Raw genomic sequence first — 22,918 nt, 5'->3', positions numbered from 1 at the left:
CCCGGAGCTGCGGAGCCTACGGCTCCGCTGGGTGGCTTCCGCTGCGCTCCAGCCACCAGGGGGTGCTGCGCACCCCCAAGGGCCGGCCCCGCTGCGCGGGTCGGCCAACGGGCCTGCGGCCCGAGCATCGAGGGGAAGGGTCGGGGTTGCGGAGGATCGGAATCCGATTTTCGAGGAGTGGGTGCCCGACCAAACAGTAGAACTCGTCCCCTGTTTCCACTGTTTGATCCTTCTTCAGACTTTTATGCTTGGACTCATGACAACGCAGAGGAAAAGCAGCTGGTTACTTGTCGGCCTTTTGGCCACCGGGTTTGCCGTGGTCATTGGCCTGATGAGTGCAGTGTCCTGGTTTCAGGATGATCAACGGAAGCCGTCCAGACCTGCGGCAGATGACTTGACTCTTGCCAAGGCCCCATACATGTCTATTTCGGGTCCGGGTGTGCAGGCTTCCATAAGCAACACATCCGGTCTCGCGTGCTCATACGTTGTCAAGGTGCAGATATCCGGTTCGAGCGATTCTGGCACGCAGCTTTCCGCTGAGGGCTCCGAGACGGTGTCTGTTGCTTCAGGAGACGACGAGCAATTCGTTGTCGGTGTCGTTGAGCCCCTGGGAGGCGAGCACATGGAGTACCTGAAGAAGGTCAAACTCCTCTCGATCGATCGCTCCTGCTCGGACTGAACGGTGCGGTATTCCTCGTACCCGTCATGAACAGGCGCCCGCAACGACAACCCTCAGTCCCCGCACGGTGGTCGATCGTCCCAAGGGGGCCGGCGCCGCTGTGAGAGGGACGATCAACGAGCCTGAGGCTTGCTCACCTGCAGGGAAGGCTCGCCTGGTCCGGTCAAGGCTCTGCCCGGCAGGCGTGGTCGGGGTCTGGCCGACTTCGTGAGCTGAGCAACGTTGACGGGCTCTCAGGCGTGAGCGTGACGGCGGGTGCTCGGCAGCTTGTGCGGGGCAGCGTGATGCACGGGCCGGCCCGTTGCGGGAACTGCGAGGCGCCGAAGGGCGAGGCTCGCGGTGACGAGCAGTACGGCGAAGACGGCCAGGAGGAGGACGGACACCCACATCTGCCGGCTCCCGGGTGCCTGCCAGCCGGTCCAGAGGGCCGAGCCCGTCCACAGCAGGATGCCCGCAGCGTAGAAGGAGCGGATACGGCGCAATTGCCGCACGGCCCGCAGGAACTGGATGCGTTCGGTCTTCGGTGCCATGCGGCACCGTGTACCCCGATACGCGATGCCCATCAGGTCGGACGGGATCTCGTGGAGGGATGTGTCGAGGGGGTCTCACAGGTCTGTCTCTCAATGTGATGCAGCATGTAGCGTTGGCACATAGTGGGGACACCCGGTAGCAGGTCACATCATCCTTGGTACTAGCGCTGCAGCGGCTGACGACCTGGATACCGGTCGAGCTGAGCACGGCGTCGCCGTACTTGGGGAGGAGCGGGATTGTGAACTGGTACGTGCTGGTGGAACGGGTCAGTTACGGGGAGTGTGAACTGGTGGACAAGATCCCCGTCGAAGACGGAGAGGAGGCGGCCCTTGCGCGCGCCGAGGAGACCGCTCGCACACGGCGCCCGAGGTACAGCACCGACTCCAGCGGGTGCGGCCGATTGGTCTTCCGCACCTCACCAACGAGCTGGCTCGTGGAGTTGACCAAGTCGTCCTGGAGCAAGGGCGACAAGTCGCCGACCACGTACACCGAGCACTTGAACATCCGCGTGGCCGAACTCGTCCACGTACAGGAGATGGTCCCTGCCGAACCCCCCAAGAAGGGGCGCTTCGGCCGGTGAACGCATCCCGCTTCCTCACTCGGCACCTGGTCGGCTACTGGGGAGCAGCCGCCAAATAATCGTGGTGGAGGAACCTGATGTAACCCGTTAAAAGAAAGGAATTGATTCTGTGATCAGCCTCCGGGAACATCAGGTGGCACAGAAGTTGGCGATTCGGGAATGGGTCAGATTTTTTGCAAGATCTTCTGTGCCTCCTGAGGGAGCACGGGGCACGCTGGTGTCCGCCACCGGATCCGGTAAGACGATCACGGCTGCCGCGAGCGCGCTGGAATGCTTCCCCGGCGGGCGGATCCTCGTGACCGTGCCGACCCTGGACCTGCTCGCACAGACCGCCCAGGCGTGGCGGGCGGTCGGTCACCGGGCGCCGATGGTCGCGGTGTGCTCGCTGGAGAACGACCCGGTGCTGAGCTCGCTGGAGGTGCGTACCACCACGAATGCGATCCAGCTCGCCCTGTGGGCCGGGTCCGGGCCCGTGATCGTGTTCGCTACCTACGCCTCCCTCGTGGACCGCGAGGACCCGGAGGACCCGACGGGCCAGCAGACGGTTCGCGGGCCGCTGGAAGCCGCCCTGGCGGGAGGGAAACGGCTCTACGGCCAGCAGATGGCCCCGTTCGACCTCGCCATCGTGGACGAAGCCCACTCAACCGCGGGCGATCTTGGTCGGCCGTGGGCGGCGATCCACGACAACCAGCGGATCCCCGCCGACTTCCGGCTCTACCTCACCGCAACCCCGCGGATCCTCGCCTCGCCTCGCCCGCAGCAGGGCGCGCACGGCCAGGAGGTGGAGCTCGCGAGCATGGCCGACGACCCGGACGGCACCTTCGGGGCGTGGCTTCCCGGCGCCGAGCTGGGGCTCTCGGAGGCGATCGAGCGGGGCATCCTCGCCGGCTTCGAGATCGACGTCCTCGAGATCCACGACCCCTCCCCCATCGTCGGGGAATCCGAGGAGGCGCGGCGGGGCCGGCGCCTGGCGCTCCTGCAGACCGCACTGCTGGAGCACACTGCGGCGTACAACCTGCGTACGGTCATGACGTTCCACCAGAAGGTCGAGGAAGCCGCCGCGTTCGCGGAGAAGCTGCCGAAGACCGCAGCCGAGCTGTATGCGCGCGATGCCTCGGACGAGGACCTGGCGGCCGCGGAGAAGCTGCCCGTGTCGTCGATCGGCGCGCAGTTGTACGAGCTGGAGTCCGGCCGGCACGTGCCGCCGGAGCGGGTGTGGTCGGCGTGGCTGTGCGGCGACCACCTTGTCACGGAGCGGCGCGAAGCCCTTCGCCAGTTCGCCAACGGCATCGACGCGGCCGGGCACAGGGTGCACCGGGCGTTCCTCGCCAGCTGCCGGGTCCTCGGGGAAGGGGTAGACATCACCGGCGAACGAGGCGTGGAAGCCGTCTGCTTCGCGGACACCCGCGGCTCCCAGGTCGAGATCGTGCAGAACATCGGCCGCGCGCTCCGGCTCAACCGGGACGGCTCCACGAAGATTGCGCGGATCATCGTGCCCGTCTTCCTCGAGCCCGGCGAGGACCCCACCGACATGGTCGCCTCCGCCAGCTTCAAGCCGCTCGTGGCTGTCCTCCAGGGCCTGCGCTCGCATGACGAGCGCCTGGTCGAGCAGCTCGCCTCACGCGCCCTCACCAGCGGCAAGCACAAGACCCACATCCAGCGCGACACCGACGGGCGCATCGTCGGGACTCACGGCGAGGGCGAGGAGCAGGGTGACACCGACGCCGCTGCCGAGTCGGCCCTGCTCCACTTCTCCACCCCCCGGGACGCGGCGACCATCGCGGCCTTCTTGCGCACCCGCGTCTACCGGCCGGAGTCGCTGGTCTGGCTGGAGGGCTACCAGGCCCTGCTCCGCTGGCGGAAGGAACATGAGATCAACGGTCTCTACGCCGTGCCCTATGACGTGGAGACCACGGTGGGAGCGACGAAGTCGTTTCCGCTTGGTCGATGGGCCCACCAACAGCGGAAAGCCCTGCGGGCCGGGGAGCTGGAACCTCGGCGCAAGAAGTTGTTGGACGCGCCGGAGGCCGGGATGGTCTGGGAGCCTGGCGAAGAAGCCTGGGAGACCAAGCTCGCGGTGTTCCGGGCCTACCGACGGGCCACCGGACACCTCGCACCCCGCCAGGACGCCGTCTGGGGCGAGAGCGAGACCGAGGGCCTTGTGCCCATCGGGCAGCATCTGGCGAACCTGCGTCGCAAGGGCGGCCTCGGCAAGAACCCCGAACGCGCGGAGACACGCGCCGCACAGCTGACCGGGATCGACCCCGACTGGAACTGCCCCTGGCCACTCGCCTGGCAACGCCACTACCGCCACCTCGCCCACCTCGCCGCCGACGAACCCGGCGAGCTCCTGCCCGACATCGCACCCGGCGTGCAGATTGACGGCGACGACATCGGACGCTGGCTCAGGCGACAGACCCAGCCAGCCACCTGGAAACAGCTGTCCGCCGAACAGCAAAACCGGCTGACCAGGATCGGTGTTAAGCCCGCCCAGACGCCGCCTCCCGCCCCGACGGCCAAGGGCGCGACAAAGGGGATCAAGGCCCAACAGGCCTTCCTTCGTGGGCTGGCCGCCCTCGCCCAGTGGATCGAGCGAGAGGGCGCCCAGCGGCCCGTCCCGCGCGGCGCCGTAGTGGAGCTGGTGGTCGACGGCGAAGCCGAGCCGGCGTCGGTACGCCTCGGAGTATGGGTCTCGAACACACGCACCAGACGCGACAAACTCAGCGCGGAGCAACTCGACGCGCTGCGGGAGCTGGGCATCGACTGGGCCTGAACAAGCTGCCCGCATTGGGGCCTTGGGATACTCGGAAGATGCTGCTGATCCGTGGCATCACCTGGTCCGACTACCAGGCGGTGGGCGAACTGCTCGACTCGAACGGTCTGGGAATCGGCAGGGCTTACAGCCCCGAAGGTCTGCACGTCATCGTGGCCGAGCTCCACGAAATGGATCCTGTCGATGGCCGTCGCGGATACCCACCGCCGTCATGAAGTCGGTCGCACCCTCCTCACCGAGATCGCCCGCCGGGCCCAGCAGGCTGGCCGCACCTTCCTTGCCCTGGCCCCCCAGGACGGCGAAGATACGGCTGGCCGAGGGACGTTTTTCCGGGCGTGCGGACTCGCCCCAATCGAGCCTGGCGCATCCGGCGCGGCCTGGGGCTGCCCGGTTGGGCAGATCCCTCGCTGCAGGTGCGTGGGATGGACGGACGAGGAGGAATCCGTAACTTCCTGTTCCGGGAGTGCTCCTTGACGTACGGTTCGCCCATCAAGGGGAGGTACCGGCTATTTCCGTATTCGACGAACTGCACGAACTCGGGTGCTTCGGCCCCGCGTGCCTGACTCTGACCGGCAAGCTGGTGCGGCAGGAAGCACTGCGCTTTCCCGTTCTGAATCCGCCGGCCGGCTGGCAGAAGGCCGATGAGGAGGATCTGCTGTATGAGTTCCTGGCAGACCGCCTCCAGGCGGTCACCGCCAATCTCCTGGCTCTGGCCACCGACGATGACAGTGTCGGACGATTGCTGCGGACATCGATCCGGCGCTGGTTGATCGACCAGGCCCGTAAAACCGCGCTCGGTTCGGTCAGGCGCTCGCTGGAAGAGGTGCTGACACACTGCAGTGCCTTCGAGGCGGTGCCGCCGGACGAGGCGGGGGCCGGTAGGTGGCGCTTGTCCGGCACGACGGTGCAGCCCTGGTCCGGTCCCCCCGACCCGCTCGTCGACGCCGCGTACGCCGTGCCGAACATCAAGATCCCGAAGTGGACCAGTGAAACGCGTCGCGCCCCTCTCGCTGACAGGAAGTCGCTGGAAGCTGTGATCCGTGCGGTTTTGTCCACCGCCGCCGGATCGATGGAGGTCGCGCAGCTCGTCGAGGTGTTCATCGCTCGTTTTCCCGTGGCGCTGGATCCGAGAGTCCTCCCGCTCCCCGACGATGCGGGATCGCAGATCACCGCCAGTGCGCACGCCTCCCCGGAGGAGATCGTGCTTGCTCGCGACGACGAGGCCGGTGCGGCGTCTGCCGCGGCACATATCGTGGCCATGCTCAGCCCTCAAGAGCGGGGCATGGTCGCGTATCTGGAGAGCCCTGGAGAGCTCCAGGCGCATTTGGGCTGCGGCCGGTCCCAGGCCTATCACCACAGAACACGTCTGAAGGAGAAACTGCAGCAGCTCGTCGGGAACGAAGACGGGGACCAAGTACGTTCGGTGGGGTCGGAGGTGATCCGGCTGTGCAGCGAAGCAACGCAGACACGATGAGCGCGGCCGAGGCCGGACGTCCTGGCCGGTATGACGTCAGTCGATGGTGGAGGCCTGCTCAGTCGATGGATGCGGGAGGACACCATGAGTGACTCAGGAGTGCCGCAGCGGTTCCTAGACCTGGCCCGGCAGATGCGTGGGCCGCATGCTCTGTCGGAGGCAGGGCTGAAGGAGCGCTTCGGTGATCCGGCTCAGGCGGAGATCAAGGCTGGTCAGGTGTGGCGGGCACGCTGGGACGAGGTCAGCGTGCTTGTGCTGATCCTGGAGGTGGAGGCCCGTGAGGTGAACGCCGTCCCCGTCACGATCGACCCGCCCGGTGAGGATGAGACCAGCGTGGTCGTCGACGGGGCACGTACCGCGTTCGGCGTCGAGGCCACCGTGTGGGCAGGGCTGGTCTCCTGTGTCCCCATGCGCGTGCTGGAGCGCGTGGTCGATGCCTGGGACGAGGACATCGTGGGGTGTGCGGCGGCCCGGGCCCAGGGCCGGCCGGCGCCGGCCGCGGCAGGGGTACGCCAGGGACAGATGATCCGTTCCGCCCTGGAGCCGGACGCCGAGACACGAGCCGGCCTCGCTGATGATCTGGAGCATCTGCAACATGCGCCCGGTCTGCCGGTTCAGGAGAGCGGACGGCCTCCCGGGACCTTGGCGTCGCTGCTCGGCGGCCGGTTGGACTTGAGGACGCTGTGCTCTGCCTTGGAGATGCCGCAGCCCGAGGTCATGAAACTGCTTCGCGGCAAGGCCCCGCTGCCTGCCGACCGGATCGGTGCCATCGCCTCGGCGACCGGGCTGAGCGCAGAGCAGATCGCCCGGACGGTCCGTCCCCTGCCCGCCGACCTCGTCCAGGCCATAGAGCACCCGCGGTGGCGCTCGGTATGGGTACGCCGCGCCCGGCAGCTGGAGATCAGTGAAGCCCAGGCGCGTCTTTGGGGCAGTTACGGCGCCTTCGCCCTGGCCGCTCGCGAGACAGGCGGTGGCGCGGCCGACTGGGACGCCCGTCTGCGGCAGTTCCTCGGCGGCGAGGACCCTACGAAGGGCGGCGCGTGACACGGCGCCGGTTCGACCAGGAGGCTCCGCGTCAGGCGGAGGCAATGATCTCGGCTCTTGAGCGGCTGCACCCCGGCGCTGTGGAAGCGCTGCGTGCGGATCCGCTGGCCGAACTGGGCCGCTGGACGGACGTCCAGGTGTCGTTGCAGACCGCGTCGGACGGCGGTGGCCGGTGCTCGGTCGCCGGCAGCTACCGGTCGCAGACCGATCCCCCCACGCTGGTGGTCGGGGCGGCCCGCTCACATCGGCGCCGCGGATTCACCGGCCTGCACGAGCTAGGCCACCATCTCCAGCAGACCGACCCCGAGCTGGGGCAGCGCCTGTTCGACTGGGAGGACTCCGAAGCGTTCGAGGAAGCCGCATGTGACGCCTTCGCCGCGCGTATCCTCGTGCCGGATGCGCAGATTGCCACGGACGTACGCCGCCGCGGACCCTGCGCCGACGATGTGGCCGCCATGTTCCGTACCTCCCGGGCATCGCGCGAGGCGTGCTGTGTGCGTGCGGCGCAGTACCTGGCCGGCGGGGGCGCGGTCGTCCTGTTCGACACTGGGGGCCGGGTGCTGTTCGCCGCGGCTCACGGCATGATTCCGCCGGCTCGGGGCTCCGACCAGTCGAGCACCCCGCTCCTGGCCGCGGCCCTGGAGACCCGCGCGACGGTGGAGCGCGACAAGACGTTCGTGCTCTACCGGTCCGGCCAGCGGAGCGATCTGTTGTACGGGCAGGCGGCCTGGTGTGACGAGGAGTATCTGATCGCGGTGCTCGCCGAGGACAGCGTGGCCTGGCGGACTTTCACGGCGCCGCGGCCGCGGACGGGGAGTTCCCGGTTCGGTTCCTGGTGGGAGTGCGAGACGTGCGGGGAGCCATTCAAGATCACCGAGCCGGGGTGTGCAGTGTGCGGGGACCCTTCGTGCGGGCAGGGGCACTGCGGTTGCACGGCTGCCAGGAGGCGGAGCGACCGTGCCTGCGAGGAGTGCTTCATGGTCCTGGCCCCGTCCCGGTTCGAGGGTGCAAGCACGGTCTGCCGGGACTGTTCCTGACCTGATTGCAGCGAGGGTGAGGGGTGCCCGGACGATCTCGGCGGTGTGACGTCAGAGGAGGGTGAGCCGCCAAGTGACGGCTCCGCCTGGGGGAAGGCCCTGGGCGCTGTGCGGCGCTCGGCGCCCCTCACCTGAACGGACACACCCTCATGGGATACACCGAGGACATTCTCAACGACATCCGCGGCCAGATCGACGCCCACCCTGAGCCGCTGGCGCAGGCCCGTGCGCGGCTGGACCTGGTCTGCTCGAGCGCGATCGGCTTCACGGGCGCGCTGAGGACCTACCGCAGTGGTTCGCTGCCCCAGCACACCTTCACCCACCCGGTCGGCGACGGTGACGGCGGAGTCGTCCTGGACCGGCGCGTGTATTCGCGGCTCGGCCCGGACGGGGGCGGCGAGACGCCGGCCGAGATCACCGGCGAGCTGTGCGCGCTGCTCGGCCCCGCGGTGCGCAAGGTGTACCCGAAGGCCCGGTGCGGCACCTCCAAGCGCGGCCCGAAGATCACCTTCGGGGAGCCGGTAGACGGCCAGGACCCGACGGTGGACCTGGTCGTGGCCCTCACCCGGAAGGAAGGGGGCGGGCTGTGGATCCCGAACCTGGAGACCGACCGGTGGGAGGCGTCCGACCCGGAGGGACACGTCGCGCTCTTCACCAGCGGGACGCAGTCGATGCGCCGTACCCGCCGCAGGGTGGTGCGCCTGCTGAAGGCGTGGAACAAGCAGTACTCCCAGCCGGGCTTCTCCTCGCACAACCTGACGGTGTGGGCGTGGGAGTTCATCGAGCCGGGGATGGGGGTGGCGAAGGCACTGGCCACGGTGCTGTCCGAGGCTGCAGCCCGGGTGGAGGCCGGTACGGCGACCAAGGATCCTCTGGGGGTCTCGCCGAACGTGAAGCTGCTGGTGGGGCGTGAGGCTGCGGCCCGTCGGCTGCGCGGGGCGGCGGACGGCGTGGCCGAGGCTCTGGCGGTCGACGACGACCGCGAGGCGGTGCTGTCGGCGCTGTCGGGGGTGTTCTACCGGTACGTGCAGGCCCCGGTATCCGACAGTTTCGCGGGCAAGATCGCGGCGCTGCGGCAGCGCACGCCTGTCACGACGGTGACGCTGGGGCTGAGCGGGTCGGCGGCCGAGGTACGGCCCACCCGGGCCTACGGCGCGGGGCATGACGCGTGAGACGCCGTCCTGCCTGGCGTGCGCCGGCCTGGTTCGCCAGGCCGGCGGCCCGCATCGCCTTCCAGCGCCGCCTGGCCGCCTGCGGCCAGCCGGTCAGGGTCATCCCGCCTCCGCGCCGCTTCCGCGGCGGCTTCGCCCTGGCCGTCCAGCTGCGGGTCGCGGACGTCGTCGATCAGACGGTCTCGATCGTGTTCGGCCCAGGGCTGCCCGACGTGCCGCACGTGTACACCGACGGGTCGTCAGAGTCGCCTCACCGGTATTCCGATGACGCTTTGTGCATGTGGTACCCGTACGATGCACCTGAGCAGCGCTGGATCCGCGCGGACGGTCCAGAGGCCTTGCTGGGGCATGTGGTGGCCCATCTGCTGCGTGAACAATGGTGGCGTAGCACGGGTGAGTGGCCCGGCCAGGAATCTCCCCACGGCATGTGAGCGACGTGCCCGATATCTGCTTGGAGGTCGTCATGACGCCCGTGCAGACGGCGGTTGCGCCGCCGACTCCTTCTGTGTCGGCGACCGCAGCGGTGCCTTCCGCGACGCCTGCGGCCCCTTCCGTGCCGGTCCCGGCGGTGTCGACTGCCACCGTGGTTCCTTCCACGCCGCCCGCGGCCCCTGCTGCGGCCGATGCCACCTCGGTGTGGCCGGCCGTGGTGTCCGGGGCGTTCCTCGCCGCCGCGCTCACCGCGGCCATCAACATCTGGCTCGCACGGCGAAAGAGCCGGGAGGAGGAGATCAGCAGGCTCCGGACCGCCTTCGCCGAGGCCTTCGCCGCCCACAGCGCCTACAAGGAGATGCCCTACGCCATCAGGCGGCGCCGGTTCGACGCCGCGGCCGAGGAACGCGTGCGGCTGTCGGAGACGTTGCGGGAGATCCAGGGCAACCTCTCCTACCACCTTGCCTGGACGAAGATCGAATCCGAAGCGGTGGGCCGTGCCTACGCTGATCTCGTCCAGGAGCTGCGCAAGACGGCCGGAGCGGCCATGCGCGCAGCGTGGGAAACGTCTCCCATCGAGAGCGACACGGGCATGAACATCCCACCGGCACAGATCGACCTCAGCGCGCTGCAGACGCTGGAGACCGCCTACATCGCTGCCGTCCGGGAGCACCTGCGCGCGCTCAAAAAGCCGTGGTGGTCCCGGTAGAAGCGCCAGAGTTCCTGCCGCACGCACTTGTCGGGTTCAGGCCGACTCGTATCAATCGATTAGGAGAGAGCATGATTCGGCCCGAACATGTATCCATTCGCTGATTGGCTGTAGCCCAAGGCATCAGCGTGCAATGTTCTCGTTTCGGATCATGCGGCGCAGGCTGGTGCGCGCTGCCGCGAGGTCTTCGTCCAGGGGTGCGACGCGGGCCTTGAGGGCAGTGTTCTCGTCGGTAGTCTGCCGGATCTGGTCAGCAAGCCGTTGGTTCTGACACATGAGCTCGTCGACCCGTCCGCTCGAGCCGCAGCCGAACCGCCGGCCGCGAGGTGCCCACCACCCTCGCGCGGACGACACCACCACAGGTGTCTGCTGTCCTCGGCCCCTCTGCTCAACGGAGCAACATCATGACCCGGGACAACGTCCCCGCACCTGGGCCACATCAGCCCGCCGTGGGTACCGAGCTGACCGCCGCGATAGGCCAAGGCGCCGTTCAGGGCGCCGCCCGCTCAATCACCGACCGGCTGACGGACAAGTTCCTCACCAACCCGCCCGACTGGCTCAGAGCCCTGTGGCGCGCGGCCGAAGCCCTGGGAGTAGCCACCGCGGCCGGGCAGACCCTCCGCCGCCGCTCGGACGTCAGGCGGCGCTGAATTCGTGGGCGTGGCCGCCGCGCCACTCCACCCACTGCGGGTCGTCTCGGTGGGGGCGGTGACACCGGCGACTTCGAGGAGTACGAACAGGTCGTGGTCGGTGTAGGCGGTACTGAGGAACTCTCGCCGTCCCTGTCGGCAGGAGCGGCAGCCAGTGGCTGGCGGAATCAAGTACGAGAGCAGCTGCGTATGACTCGGGCTGGTGACCCCGCCGCGGCCAAGCGGCAGGTCACCAGCCCGTTCTGTGTGGGTCGCGCGCCAATCGCGACCCTGTGCGTTCCCCAGATTGAAGCGCCAACAGCAATGCGGGGGCTGCGTGGCAGGATTAATGGAAATCCATTACTTGCGCAGTGCCTCCACTGTGGACGTGATCCCCGTGAATGGCAGCCATTCCAAGCGGGACGACTGATGAGCCAACCCGGGACGCGGTCACATCGCCGCAGGTAGATGGCTCCACAGGGGATGGCGGTCCTGTCCCTAGACGGCGGATGAGCCAACTACTGGGCCGTTAGCGGAGATGTGCCCGGTCCTGGGATCGTTGTGGCTGGCGGTCCCCACGTCAACTTCAACGGACTGTACGCCAGCGGCCCGTGACTGCAAGGACCTCCCGGATCCCCCGATCGCATCCGGGGCGGCACCGCCAAGCCGTCCCGCGGTCTCCCGGATTCGAAGACGCCAACAGCTGGGGCGGCGGTGCGTTCACGGCCGCCGCCCCTCACAGACATGCATGGGGGTTGTTATGACCTTGCACAAGACTGTCCAGGACAACGACTCGAACGGCAGCGCGTCGGTGTTCGGCATGCCGCAGGCGCTGGTGGTCCTGGGCTTCCTCTCCGCCGCCGTCGTTCTGCGGCTCGTCACTGCGATCACAGTCCGGGACATCGTGGTACTTCTGTCCGTCGCCGGCGGCACGAGCGTGGCCGTCCTGCTTGCCGCTGGTTTCAACAGCCGCCGCGGGGGTCACAGCCTGCTGCGACGCCTGATCAGCGCCGCCCTCACGTCCGGTTCGGGCAACTGAGGGGGCGCGCCATGGGACGCCCGGAGAAGCCCCCTTCTTGATGATGGTGACATTGCACAGGGTGGCCACCCGAGGGCGGTCGTCGAGGACGAAGTCGGTGATCATCCGGCGTGCGCGGGTGTCGTAGAGGTAGTGGAACCCGCCGCTGTCCTGCGAGGCACGGATTTCCAGATCGGCGAAGTCCCTGCGGGTGACGTCGAACTCTGTAGTGGAGAAAAGGAGGCGGAGACCGCGAACGATGGGGGTAGCGGGGGCCGCTGCCTCGGTCCGCCAGTCCGGGGAGATATTGGGCAGCGGCCGGGTATCGCCTTCGACCACAAGGTTTTGGACGTCGGTGCGTCCGAGCTGGCTGAGCAGTTTCTCCAGTGTCCGCCAGATCACCTCCTTCATCTCCGGGGTGCAGGTGGGCTGGAGTTCGCGCTCCACGGTCAGGACGGCCTCGTAGGTGTCCGCCGTCCAACCGTCACCAGGCAGGGGGCGGAAGAAGCCGCCGTCGCGGCGCAGGGTCAGGACAGCCATGCGCAATAGGTCACACGCGGTCTCCTCACCGGCGCAGTCGAGGAGGCTGTAAGTCTGCCCTAGGACCAGATCGAGCTTGCTCGTGTCGTCGTCGTTCAGCGGTAGCGGGACCAGCGGTCCCGTGGGCGGTAGCCGGACCGGCGTGTAGACAGGGCGGCCCGAGAGGAAGTCGTGTGGACGCAGGCCCCACCCGTCCGGTGCCAGCAGCCGGTTGAGCTCCTCAACCTGCTTCGTCGCCTCCTCGACGCCAACCGCGACCTCGGGATGGACGGTTCGCGCCAGGAAGGCGAGCAGCACCTCGTCCGGTCCGTCGGATAGCTCCAACCGGGGGTCCTCGAAGATCCAGTCGTCATCCAGATCGTAGTTGTTAATCCGGTGCTGCTGGATGTCAGCGCGGACAGTCGAGAGCCAGCTGTTATCGGCCGTAGGTTGGACCAGGTCGTAGAGGTCCTCCAGGAACGTGACCTCGTCCAGTTTCCCCCACCAGGGGCTCGATATTTCGCGCAGGTAGTTAAAAATGTCGTTCCGCGTCACCGATGTGATCGATGGCTGCGGGTGTGCCGGGGCGGGGTCGCTGGACGTCATGTGTCTCAGGATGGAGGGCAGGGCGGCCGGGTACCGGCAGATCGAAATTTTTTGAGGCGCACACAGAGGTCCCCACCAACCCGCCCGACTGGCTCAGAGCCCTGTGGCACGGGCTACCGAAGCCCTGGAAGTAGCCGCCACGGCCGGATGTCAGCCGCGGAAGCGGGAGAGCCTGGTGCCTCCGGCCTTCCGCTCGGGCACGGCCTGGTCGTGCTCCTGGTACTCGGCCGGCCTGCGCGGTTTGGCGTTCGGCGGTGATGGCCCGTTGCTTGCAGTCGTCGCACAGGTGCGGGTGGGTGTCACGCGGGGTGCCCCACCCGGCGGGCTCGATGGCCTTCACCCGACATCGGCACAGCCAGCCGCCACAGAGGCGTACTGGACGCGCAGCATCCCGCTGGGGCCGCGCAGCGAGGAAAGGGACGGGCCCGCGCATCCAGAGGCTGGCTCGGCTCTGCCCGTCCCGATCGGGTGGCCGCGTCCGCTTCTGCACGAAGTGACGGAGCGACACGCGGCGCGGCGGATGCGCTGTTGAGGCAACCGTGCAGAATCAGCCGTGCCCAGCCGTTCAAGGGCCGGTGCGGTCCGATCGCTGGGAGACTTCGCCCGGTAGGCAGTCGCGCGGAGCGGGGGGTAGCTGTGGCGCAGAACCGCAAGGGGTACTACCGGGCGGGGCACTATGTGAAGCCGTCGTCGGCTTCCGGCAAGTGGAAGAAGCCGTCCACGGGCGTGGTCGTGGTGGCGGTGCTGGTGGCCGTAGCCGGATGGAACACGCTGTTCGCCGACGAGTCCGACGGCTCGGGCAAGACGCCCGCTCCCCAGCTGTCAGGCTCCTCGGCCCCTGCCGTTTCCGGTCGTTAGCCCCGCTCCCGGCCAAAGACCGACCAGGACCGCGGCCACAGTCGTGTCCTGCCGCTGCCAGCCCGGGCAGGGGGTGCGGGGTGTGCGGTGGCCTCTTCCGCCGTCGCGGGCTGCGCGCCCAGGTGCTCCCAGAGGGCTTGCCACCGGGCGATCTGGCCGTCGGGGACACCGCAGGCAGCGAGGTAGGCGGCGGTGGTGCCCCAGGTCGTCGGGAGGGTGGTGCGGTTGAGCAGACGGCTGACGGTGCCGGCCGAGATGCGTCCGGCAGAACGCTCGCCGACTGCCTGGTGGGTCAGGCCGCTGATTACACGGACGTCTGCGAGAGCCGTGAAGAAGCCCGTGACGGTGCGGACCGCCCCCGGGTCCGGCCAGGGCCGCTCACCGCTCACGGTGCCGGGTGAAAGGGCGGCCGGCGGGGCGGGGAGGGATGCGTGGTTGCGTCCAAGTGCCACCTTGGAGCCGCTGTTGCGGTCCCTGGCCTGCGGGACGGGGTGTCCCCTGGCTTCCAGGGTGCGGCGCAGATACTGGTAGAGGGCTGCGAGATCGAGCAGGATCGGACCGCCCGGGATGCCGTGACGCAGGGTGTCGAGCAGGGCGCCGGTGAAGGCCGTGTAGGTGTCCCCGACCGGCGCCAGGGCGGTCCGGGTCTCTGCGGCGGCTGCCAGGAGGAAGCTGCCCTCCACGGCCGCCTGGTCGGCGAGCCCGGGTGAAGCGCTCATCCTCCCCAGAGCCAGGCCGCTGTAGCAGCAGTCCAAGATCACGACGTGCCGCTCGGCCTGGGAGTCCAGCAGGAGAACCTGGCGCAGCCAGTCATAGGGCAGGCTGGTCTCGATGCGCCCGTACTCGGTGTCCGGCAAGGCCAGGCTGAGCGCGTCCGCATCGACCGAGCCGTGCCCGGCAAAGTAGACGATCAGTGTGTCGGTGGCTTCGGCAGCCGCCTGCCTCACTGCCCCCACCGCGCTCTGCCCGGCGGCCGGGTTCTCGACGACGCGGACATGCTGGGCGGGCAGGTGCAGGGACACCGGGCTGGTCAGGAGGCCGGCGAGGGCCCGCAGATTGTTCGAGACCGCCGGCAGCTGCTCGAGGTGCCGGTAGCGGCTCGTGCCGATCAGGACCGCGCGCGACGCTCCCGGGTCGGGCAGCACGCTCACCGGCCTGCCTCCCCGTCGCCGTCGAGGTGGTCAAGTGCCCGCGTCGCCTGCTGGATCTCCTGTTCGGAACAGTCGGTGAGAACGATGACCGTGTCCCCGCGGCGGATCTCCACCCGCGGCCGCTGCGGGCGCGTCTGCCGCCACGCCGCCACTGCCAGCACGAACGATGCCGCACTCCACCCGTTGCCCGTCACCAGCTGCAGGACATCAAGCGCCGTGCCCATGTCTCCCGGACCGGGGACACCGCCCCGCACGTGTGCCGTCACCGACCGGCGCGCCTCGGGATCCGCACGCAACCAGCCCTGCAGTGAACGCAGTTCCCCCGCAGACGGATCGACCCGCACCTCTAGCAGCACTGCGCCCACCCCGGCTCCGCACCGATTCCAACGACGATGCAGACCTATCCCCCGCGAGGGCTGGAGAATCCAGAACGCTCGCGCGGGTTGTCTTTGTACCGGCCCCGCAGCCGTGCCCAGGACGCGGCACGGGTAAGGGGAATGCGGGCACTGGAGAAGGAGGCATCCCATCCGGCACGTTGCCTGAAGGCCGCGGTATGACGGTCGCGTTGCGGCGGGCGCGGCGCCGCTGCCCGGCCAGGCTGGGGCTGTCGTGGCCCCCTCCTTGCAGCCCGCGGGCAGACCGTTGGCCGGCTGCGTGTACGGGCCGCACGAGGGACGCCTGTGTCCTGCGTCGGCCGGGGCACCGTCGGCTGGCCGGCGTCGTGCCCGCCGTGTACGCCGGCCGCGGGGGTGTGCGGGACCACACGCGGAAGCCGGCGCCCGGGGGATGGGTGCCGGCTCGGTGCGGGCAGGCCACGCGCCAACGTGGCTTGTGCCGGGTGTCCCTGTCAGCGTCGGTTGCAGCCAGTAGCAGTTCAAGGACGTTCGCGGCCAGCAGGACCGGCCTCGTGGTGTTGTGCGGCCCACCATCACTCATAGACAGGGACTGCGGCAAGCCGAGCGTGGACGCGAATGAACCATCCCGGCGGCCGGGCCCCTCCTGCGCCGCCGTCGTACGACACCAGTGCTGGTCAGAGGGGGACGCAGGAGCAGGGGGTGAGAACCGCTCTCTTGGACACCAGCGAACCAAAAAACTCCCATACCCCACATGTGGAATTTTACGGGCGGTGGTCGCTCTGCGGGGAGCGGCCTCGTCCTGGAATGATGGAGATCTCCCCCGGCGCAGCTGGCGACGCCAATCGCCGCTGTGCACACGGGGTTTGCAGCCAGTAGCAGTTTCGCGCCCGGCCCGCCGTCTTCTGGCGGCCGGGCATGCCGAGAGGACGTCATATGCCCACCGAGACCACCCTCGCAGTGCCCGTCCCCGCCGAGCCCGTGCGGACGGATCCTGCGTCCCGTTTCGGCGCGCCGCAGGCCTTCACCGCAGTGTCCTTCCCCGTCCTGGGCGGTGCCCTGCACGTGGCCGGGGTGCCGCTGCAGGACATCTTCGTCCTGCTGGGCGGCTGCGGTGCCCTGGGCGCGGCGGCGGTCGTGGCCGTCGGCGGCGGCCGTCGCCGTGCGGCGGCACTGGCCGGTGCGGTGCTGCGCGCCGCCGCCGGAAAGTAGGAGGCCGCGATGGGACGCCGGGAGAATCCCGTCGACCACAGCCGGCCCGCCCGGGGCCGGCTGGCCGCATATCTGCGCCTGCGGCGGCAGTCGGCCGCCATGACCTACCGGGAACTGGCCCGGGCGACGGGGCTGTCGCCGGCCACGCTCAAGCGGGCGGCCTCGGGCATCGTAGTGCCCCGGCACACGACGGTCGAGTCCTACGTGGAGGGCTGCGGCGGCGGGGCGGCACAGGTGCAGTACGCCGGTGAGCTGTGGCGGCACGCGCGCATCGAGGAACGCGGCCGGCTGTCCGGGCTGCACGCCCCGCGGCCCGAACTCATCAGCGACGCAGCTGACCTGAGCCGGGCTCTGGAAGTGGTGTGGGAGCAGGCAGGGGCGCCGAGTCTGCGGGACATCCGGGACCGTTCGGGCAACCCGCTCGCCCTGCCCGTCAGCAGCGCCGCCCGCATCGTCAACCGTGACGCCATACCCGCCGACGAGCAGCAGCTGGAGGCGTTCCTCGCCGGCTGCGGCGTCCCGCCCGACAAGCACGCCGCTTGGACGGCCGCCTTCGCCAAGGCCACCGCCGCGCATGAGCTGCCGCCGGAACCGGCAGCTGCGGACCGCCCCGTCGAGCGGCGCCTGCTGCACATGGCGTCCGCCTACGCGGGCGGACCGGGTACGCGGACCAACAGCCAGGCATGGAGGCGGCTGGTCGAACTGCTGCCGCCCGCCGCGCTGGATGAAGCCGTCGCGATCGGCATGCACAGCTACCTGGCGTCGCAAGCCTCCCTCAACGGCAAGAGCCTGCATGCTCCACTCGCCTGGCAGCCGGACCTGTTCACGACGCACGAGGGCCGGTACGTGGCGGTCGAAGTGAAGAGCCTCTCCAGCCGGGGCCGCGGCGGCCCCGCAGCCGGCGGGAGTGTGAACAAGCCCCGCACACCGGCCCCAGGAGCTCCTCCCACCGCGCGGGCCGCACACAGGTACGGGCGAAGCTCCTCCAGCCGGCCACACACCGGCTGACGGCCGTCCGCTGACCTCCCCTTGACAGGACACGGACCGCATCAGGCGGTCAAGGGCAGGACGCCCCCGGCTGGGCAGTGTTTCGCTGCGGTGAGACGCTGCCCAGCGGACGGGCACGGGCAGCCGGGTGGGCGCGCGGGTCTCGGCGGCCCGGGGCCGGGGCTCTCGGTCCGCAGGCCGGGGCCTGGCTGTTGCAGGTCGAGCTCGAGGGGCTCGATGTCCGTGAAGCGGACTTCTCTTCCAGGGAGCCGGCGCGGCGGCCGCCGTCCTGGAAGTACACGTCTTTGAGGGCTTCGGCCGCGATCTCGCGCGCGCAGGCGGGCGCCGAAGAGGCGGGCGGCGTAGTGCGGAAGCAGGGTGACGGTCAGGTGGCGGATGCGGTCCTGGTCGGTGGATGGGTGCGGTGTAGCCCAGGCGGGCGCGGGTGTCGATGACGATGCCGCCGGTGGTTGCCGCCCGGCGGCGGGCCCAGGCCCGGATCTGCGGCTGCCACCGCTTCTTCACCTCGCGCTCCAGGCGGGCGGCGAGGTCCGGGCGGGGCTTCTTGATCTGGTTCTTAACGTACCGTTGACGGTGCGCTGGGAGATGCGCAGCAGCTGGCCCACCGCGCGGGTGCCTTTGCGGTTTCTGACGAGGTAGCGCATCTGCGCGGACGCGGTCTTGAGTACGGGGTGGGTGAACGCCTTGTGCACGGCGGCGTCCGGCCGTCCGCGAACATGCTCATCGGCCGTCTGCTCCCTACTCGCCGTGGCCGGTGTCGGTGACGTGCCGTCCTTAATGTAGCGGGCGAGGTTGAGGTCGGGGGCGTCGTAGCGGTCGCGGACCTCCTCTGAAGCCGCCGGGAAGCGGCTTGCCACAGCGGCGCAAGCCGGTCGGTATCCGGCCAGCCGTTGCCGGCCGACACCTGGGTGCCGGACGCATCCCAACAACCCGCGGTTGCACTGATGTTGCGGTTACCGGCCGGTTCTGCTGCGCGGCAGGTCAGGTATGGCGTTGTGTGGAGTACGTGATCGCCGACAGCAGCCAGGAGGCCGCATCGTCCGCGGTGCCCGAGGCCAGGTGCCGCATCCCCGAGCCGCACAGTACGGATGGTGCCGTGCGACGCGAAGACGCTCCAGCCGTAGACGTCAACCTCATCGATGTGCGCTTTCGAGACCCTCTGGGTTGCTCGCGTCAGGTCCCGTGGCTTGAGGCTGCGCAGGACGTCCCCTTCGAGGAGAGTCCTGCGGTACGGCCTTTCCCCGTCCGGCACGGGCGGCGGGTTGCTCCGGGTTGGTGGTGGTCGTCGACGACCGGGCGGCTGGTGGCGTACGGGTCTGGTGTCATGCGGACCCAGCTGATGCTGCTGGACCGGGAATCGACGGTGGTGGCGCTGGCCTGCCGGCCGGTCGAGCTGCTGTGGCGTGAGGAGAGCAAGGCCGTCGGTCATGCACCGCAGCTGATGGCCAGGTTTCAGGACGGCAGCGGCCTGTTGCTCGACTGCGCGGGCCGCAGCGGCCCCTCGGCCCGGCTGGCGGCGCGGGCACGGGTCGCGGCAGCTGCCGCGGAGGCAGCGGGCTGGTCCTACCGGCTGGCGGGGCCGCCGGATCCGGTGTTGGTGGCCAATGTGCAGTGGCTGGCGGCGTACCGGCATCCCCGGTACGCCGCAGGGCCGTGGATGCCGGCTCTGCTGGAGGCCTTTGGCAGTCCGCGGCCGGCGGTGGATACGGTGTGTGAGCTGGGGGATCCGATCGCCGTATGGCCCGCGGTCTTCCACGCACTGTGGAGCGGTGTGCTGCGGGTGCGGCTGGACGAACCGCTGCACGAGCGTGTCGTCGTCTCGGTCGCACGGCAGGAGGCCGAAGCGGCGTGACGCAGGCGGTTGTCGAGGTCGGGGCGCGCCTTCGCTACGACGGACGGGTATGGACGCTCGCCGTGCTGGAAGGTCCCCGGGCCACGCTGGTGAGTGACGAGGGCGCCTCGGCGGTGGTGCTGCTGCCCTACCTGTTCGCCGATCCGTCCTTCGAGGTGGAAGGCGGACCGGTGCCGGGAAAGGTGCCGCCGTTCGGGCTGCTGGAGGCCCTGCCGGACCAGGTGCGTGAGCGGGCTCTGGCGTGGCAGCGGCATGTGCGGGAGGTGGAGACCGGCTTTCCTGACGCGGACGGTCAGGGCGCCCCGCGTGAGCAGTTCGATCCGGCGACGCGGAGCCTGGCGCAGCGGGAGCGGGCGAAGGCCGGGGAGTTGACGGCGGCAGGCTGGGCGGCGAGTGCGGCGACAGTGCGCCGGATGCGGGCGCGCTACCGCAGCGAGGGCCTGTGGGGGCTGGTCGACGGCCGTGCGGTGCGGGAGCGGTCGGCGGTGGGGCGGGCCGATGAGCGGGTCGTCGCGGCAGTCAGGAAGGTGTTGGAGGGACAGCGGGAGCGGTCGACAGGCACGCTGGCACGACTGCGCCGCCAGGTGAGGTGGCTGCTGGAGAAGGAGTACGGCGCCGGAGTGGTGGCCCTGCCGCCGGCGTCGACATTTAACCGGCTGGCGCACGCGGTGGCCGACGGACAAGGCCTTTTGGGAACGGCGGCGCAGCGGCGGTGGCACGCGTCGCGGCCGACACCTCCCTTCACGCCGACGGTGGCACTGCGGCCGGGCGAGCTGGTGATGCTGGACAGCACGCCGCTGGATGTACTGGCGGTCCTGGACGACGGTGTGACCGGCCGGGTCGAGCTGAGCATCGCGCTGGACGTGGCGACGCGCAGCATCTGCGCCGCGCTGCTGCGCCCGATGGGCACGACGTCGGTGGACGCGGCGATGCTGCTGGCGCAGATGGTGGTGCCGACGGCGATCCGGCCGGGCTGGGACAAGGCGCTGTCCATGCAGCGATCCGTCATCCCGTATGAGCGGCTGATCGCGCTGGACGCTCGGCTGGAGCAGGCGGCCGCACGGCCGGTGATCATGCCGGAGACGGTGATCGTGGACCAGGGCCGTGTGTATGTGTCGGCTTCGTTCGTCTCCGCGTGCGAGAGCCTGGGGGTGTCGGTGCAGCCGGTACCGCCGGCGAACGGCCCGGCGAAGGGGAACGTGGAGCGGACCTTTCGCGCCATCGCCGACGGGTTCAGCCAGTACCTGCCAGGCCACACCGGCTCGGACGTCTCCCAGCGGGGCGCGGCCGCAGAACCGGATGCCTGCTGGAGCCTGGCGCAGCTTCAGGAACTGCTGGACGAGTGGGTCATCTGCGGGTGGCAGGAGCGTCGTCACGAGGCGCTGCGGCACCCGATGATGCCGCAGGTCGCTGTCTCTCCGAACGAGATGTGGGCAGCTTTGGTGGCGGTGACCGGTCACGTGCCCGTGCCGTTGTCCGCCGACGACTACGTTGAGCTGCTGCCCTTGCGGTGGCTGGCGATCAACGACTACGGCGTCCGCTTCGGCTACCGCACCTACGACCACCCCGGCCTCAACCCCTACCGGCGCCGCCGCTCACCGCAGGAGGACAAGAACGGACGGTGGGAGGTCCACCACAACCCCTACGATCCGAACCGGGTGTGGGTGCGCCTGCCCGGGGGATGGTTGGAGGTGCCGTGGGTCCACGCGGAGGCGGTACGGCGCCCCTTCACCGCGTTCACCTTCGACTACGTCCGCCGCACCGTGGAACGCCGCGAGGGCCGCGAAGAACACGAGGCGGCGATCGCTCAGGCGCTGGATGCGCTGCTGCGCCGTGCCAGCCAGGGACTGGGCAGCAGACGAGAGCGGACGGTAGCCGCCCGGGCCCAGGCGGCCGCGCAGATGACCGACCCGTCCCCTGCCACCGCCTCGCAGCAGTGCCCTGCGCCTCTGGCGCCGGGGGCCTCGTTCGGGCTGCCCGGCTCCTTCACCGTCCCGCTTGAAGACGGCGACCGCTGGGACACCGACGACAGCCTGGACGACATCGAGGACGACCCGGACGGCGAGGACTACCTTCTCGCCGCCCTCGCCGACGGCCAGGACGCCGCGGCAGAACACGCGGATGAGGCCGAAGCATCCGAGTCGTCGGCCGAAACAGACCGGGACCAGGCCGCAGGGCAGACGCTGAACGCCGCCGGGGCGGGCGGCATGCTCATCTACGACCCGTACCAGGAGGCCCAGGCATGGTGACAGCGGCCCAGCCCGCCACCACGAGCACTTTCAGTCCGCTGACCACGTGGGACGGGTGGCAGCAGTTCGTCGACACACCCCACGCCCCGGCACGGGACGCCGGCGACCAGGAGTGGACGCTGGAGCAGCGGGAGGACTACCACGCACGGTTCGTGGTGCTGAAGACCCCCGCCATGGACACCATCTCCACCGCGGTCCGCCGCCTGCTGCTGCTCAACCGCGGCCAGCAGGGCGGAGCCAGACGCGGCCTGATCATCTCCGGGCCGGCGACCACCGGGAAGACCACCGCGATGCAGCAGCTCGGGCGCACCGTCGAACTCGCCGACCGGCGCCGCCAACCGAACCAGGACGGGCGGCTGCCGGTCCTGTTCATCACCGTGCCGCCGTCCTCCACCCCAAAAATGCTCATCAGCGAGTTCGCCCGCTTCCTGGGCCTGCCGACGCTGGAGCGGATGAACCAGATCCAGATCACCAACGCCGTGTGCGAGCTGCTCTGCGAGATGGGCACCCAGCTGGTCCTAGTCGACGACGTGCACCTGATGGACACCCGCAGCCGGGCCGGCGCCGAGACCTCCGACCAGCTGAAGTACCTCGGCGAACGGATCCCGGCGACGTTCGTCTACTCCGGCATCGACGTCGAAGCCTCGCCACTGCTGACCGGCGTGCGCGGCTCCCAGCTCGCCGGCCGCTTCAAGATCGTGCGCAACCAGCCGCTGCGCTACGGCAGCAGCGCGGACAAGCAGGTCTGGAATGCCCTGGTGAACGGCATGGACAGCGCGCTGCGGCTGCGCCAGCACCGGCCCGGCACGCTGGTCACACACGCCGCCTACTTGCACGCCCGCACTGGCGGACGCATGGGCAGCCTCTCCCACCTCATCCGCGAAGCCGCCCTGGTATCCCTGCTGGACGGCACCGAAAAGATCACCAAGAAGCTGCTCGAACAGATCGAGCTCGACACCGCCGCCGAACAACGGGCCCGGGCACCCAGGCGCCACCGGATGCCCACGCAACGCCAGCCCTGACCGGCGGCGT

Annotated in this window: 22 protein-coding genes and 1 pseudogene; 18 read left to right on the top strand and 5 right to left on the bottom strand. The window is 69.5% G+C overall.

Features of this window, described 5'->3' with window-relative positions:
• The first annotated feature begins 256 nt into the window (after positions 1-256).
• Complete coding sequence (locus tag ACIRG6_RS37030) at positions 257-679, top strand: hypothetical protein (protein ID WP_403326442.1); 423 nt, start codon at positions 257-259, stop codon at positions 677-679.
• Between the two features lie 233 nt (positions 680-912).
• Here the strand turns inward: ACIRG6_RS37030 and ACIRG6_RS37025 are convergent, their stop codons facing one another.
• Complete coding sequence (locus ACIRG6_RS37025; RefSeq protein WP_403326439.1) at positions 913-1,209, bottom strand: hypothetical protein; 297 nt, start codon at positions 1,207-1,209, stop codon at positions 913-915.
• 239 nt (positions 1,210-1,448) lie between these two features.
• On the opposite strand from ACIRG6_RS37025, the gene ACIRG6_RS37020 reads away from it, so the two are divergent.
• From ACIRG6_RS37020 to ACIRG6_RS36970, 11 genes are all read left to right on the top strand, one after another.
• The gene (locus ACIRG6_RS37020; RefSeq protein WP_403326436.1) at positions 1,449-1,790 is read left to right on the top strand and encodes a hypothetical protein; all 342 of its coding nucleotides are present in this window, start codon (positions 1,449-1,451) and stop codon (positions 1,788-1,790) included.
• Positions 1,791-1,899: 109 nt separating this feature from the next.
• A complete protein-coding gene (locus ACIRG6_RS37015) occupies positions 1,900-4,563 on the top strand; it encodes a DEAD/DEAH box helicase (protein ID WP_403326434.1) in 2,664 nt (887 codons plus the stop codon).
• 38 nt (positions 4,564-4,601) lie between these two features.
• Complete coding sequence (locus ACIRG6_RS37010) at positions 4,602-4,778, top strand: hypothetical protein (RefSeq protein WP_403326431.1); 177 nt, start codon at positions 4,602-4,604, stop codon at positions 4,776-4,778.
• Positions 4,747-5,037, top strand: coding sequence for a GNAT family N-acetyltransferase (locus ACIRG6_RS37005; protein ID WP_403326428.1), 291 nt, complete (start codon positions 4,747-4,749; stop codon positions 5,035-5,037). Before ACIRG6_RS37010 ends, ACIRG6_RS37005 begins: the two co-directional genes overlap by 32 nt.
• A complete protein-coding gene (locus ACIRG6_RS37000) occupies positions 5,027-6,037 on the top strand; it encodes a hypothetical protein (RefSeq protein ID WP_403326425.1) in 1,011 nt (336 codons plus the stop codon). The genes ACIRG6_RS37005 and ACIRG6_RS37000 overlap by 11 nt, the downstream gene beginning before the upstream one ends.
• Before the next feature lie 69 nt (positions 6,038-6,106).
• Positions 6,107-7,081, top strand: a complete 975-nt coding sequence (locus tag ACIRG6_RS36995) for a hypothetical protein (RefSeq protein WP_403326422.1) — start codon at positions 6,107-6,109, stop codon at positions 7,079-7,081.
• A gap of 44 nt (positions 7,082-7,125) precedes the next feature.
• Positions 7,126-8,118: an ImmA/IrrE family metallo-endopeptidase gene (locus tag ACIRG6_RS36990; RefSeq protein WP_403326419.1), complete on the top strand. Its 993-nt coding sequence runs from the start codon at positions 7,126-7,128 to the stop codon at positions 8,116-8,118.
• 149 nt (positions 8,119-8,267) lie between these two features.
• Positions 8,268-9,290 carry a nucleotidyltransferase family protein gene (locus tag ACIRG6_RS36985; RefSeq protein WP_403326416.1) on the top strand — a complete coding sequence of 341 codons (1,023 nt, stop codon included), beginning with the start codon at positions 8,268-8,270 and terminating at the stop codon, positions 9,288-9,290.
• On the top strand, positions 9,287-9,721 hold the full coding sequence (locus tag ACIRG6_RS36980) for a hypothetical protein (protein ID WP_403326414.1): 435 nt from the start codon (positions 9,287-9,289) through the stop codon (positions 9,719-9,721). Before ACIRG6_RS36985 ends, ACIRG6_RS36980 begins: the two co-directional genes overlap by 4 nt.
• Positions 9,718-10,431 carry a hypothetical protein gene (locus tag ACIRG6_RS36975; protein ID WP_403326411.1) on the top strand — a complete coding sequence of 238 codons (714 nt, stop codon included), beginning with the start codon at positions 9,718-9,720 and terminating at the stop codon, positions 10,429-10,431. The genes ACIRG6_RS36980 and ACIRG6_RS36975 overlap by 4 nt, the downstream gene beginning before the upstream one ends.
• A gap of 404 nt (positions 10,432-10,835) precedes the next feature.
• Positions 10,836-11,081: a hypothetical protein gene (locus tag ACIRG6_RS36970; RefSeq protein WP_403326408.1), complete on the top strand. Its 246-nt coding sequence runs from the start codon at positions 10,836-10,838 to the stop codon at positions 11,079-11,081.
• Between the two features lie 715 nt (positions 11,082-11,796).
• Here the strand turns inward: ACIRG6_RS36970 and ACIRG6_RS36965 are convergent.
• Positions 11,797-13,203, bottom strand: coding sequence for an AbiJ-related protein (locus ACIRG6_RS36965; RefSeq protein ID WP_403326405.1), 1,407 nt, complete (start codon positions 13,201-13,203; stop codon positions 11,797-11,799).
• A 636-nt stretch (positions 13,204-13,839) separates the two neighbouring features.
• Between ACIRG6_RS36965 and ACIRG6_RS36960 the strand changes: the two genes are divergently transcribed.
• On the top strand, positions 13,840-14,061 hold the full coding sequence (locus tag ACIRG6_RS36960) for a hypothetical protein (protein ID WP_220671434.1): 222 nt from the start codon (positions 13,840-13,842) through the stop codon (positions 14,059-14,061).
• On the opposite strand, the gene ACIRG6_RS36955 is transcribed toward ACIRG6_RS36960, so the two are convergent.
• Together ACIRG6_RS36955 and ACIRG6_RS36950 are read right to left on the bottom strand one after the other, a co-directional pair.
• The gene (locus tag ACIRG6_RS36955) at positions 14,058-15,212 is read right to left on the bottom strand and encodes a caspase family protein (protein ID WP_403326403.1); all 1,155 of its coding nucleotides are present in this window, start codon (positions 15,210-15,212) and stop codon (positions 14,058-14,060) included. The two genes, ACIRG6_RS36960 and ACIRG6_RS36955, sit on opposite strands and share 4 nt — an antisense overlap.
• Entirely contained in the window at positions 15,209-15,577 is a 369-nt protein-coding gene (locus ACIRG6_RS36950) for an effector-associated constant component EACC1 (RefSeq protein ID WP_352170526.1), read from the bottom strand. Before ACIRG6_RS36950 ends, ACIRG6_RS36955 begins: the two co-directional genes overlap by 4 nt.
• Positions 15,578-16,501: 924 nt before the next feature.
• Between ACIRG6_RS36950 and ACIRG6_RS36945 the strand changes: the two genes are divergently transcribed.
• Together ACIRG6_RS36945 and ACIRG6_RS36940 are read left to right on the top strand one after the other, a co-directional pair.
• Positions 16,502-16,777: a hypothetical protein gene (locus ACIRG6_RS36945; protein ID WP_352170525.1), complete on the top strand. Its 276-nt coding sequence runs from the start codon at positions 16,502-16,504 to the stop codon at positions 16,775-16,777.
• Between the two features lie 9 nt (positions 16,778-16,786).
• On the top strand, positions 16,787-17,785 hold the full coding sequence (locus tag ACIRG6_RS36940; RefSeq protein ID WP_403326400.1) for a helix-turn-helix domain-containing protein: 999 nt from the start codon (positions 16,787-16,789) through the stop codon (positions 17,783-17,785).
• A 194-nt stretch (positions 17,786-17,979) separates the two neighbouring features.
• Here the strand turns inward: ACIRG6_RS36940 and tpg are convergent.
• Positions 17,980-18,509 (bottom strand): annotated as a pseudogene (gene tpg / locus ACIRG6_RS36935) (telomere-protecting terminal protein Tpg); the annotation flags it as partial.
• Between the two features lie 273 nt (positions 18,510-18,782).
• On the opposite strand from tpg, the gene ACIRG6_RS36930 reads away from it, so the two are divergent.
• The 3 genes from ACIRG6_RS36930 to ACIRG6_RS36920 are packed head-to-tail and all read left to right on the top strand — an operon-like array spanning position 18,783 to position 22,908.
• Positions 18,783-19,637, top strand: coding sequence for a TnsA-like heteromeric transposase endonuclease subunit (locus ACIRG6_RS36930; protein WP_403326397.1), 855 nt, complete (start codon positions 18,783-18,785; stop codon positions 19,635-19,637).
• Positions 19,634-21,886, top strand: coding sequence for a transposase (locus tag ACIRG6_RS36925; protein WP_403326394.1), 2,253 nt, complete (start codon positions 19,634-19,636; stop codon positions 21,884-21,886). The genes ACIRG6_RS36930 and ACIRG6_RS36925 overlap by 4 nt, the downstream gene beginning before the upstream one ends.
• Positions 21,880-22,908: a TniB family NTP-binding protein gene (locus ACIRG6_RS36920; RefSeq protein ID WP_403326391.1), complete on the top strand. Its 1,029-nt coding sequence runs from the start codon at positions 21,880-21,882 to the stop codon at positions 22,906-22,908. The genes ACIRG6_RS36925 and ACIRG6_RS36920 overlap by 7 nt, the downstream gene beginning before the upstream one ends.
• The last annotated feature ends 10 nt before the right edge of the window (positions 22,909-22,918 follow it).

Origin of the sequence: Streptomyces flaveolus, assembly GCF_044765825.1 — a bacterium.
Classification (GTDB): Bacteria; Actinomycetota; Actinomycetes; order Streptomycetales; family Streptomycetaceae; genus Streptomyces; species Streptomyces flaveolus.
The sequence above is the reverse complement of the archived record's forward strand: the minus strand, read 5'-3'. Positions and strand labels throughout refer to the sequence as shown.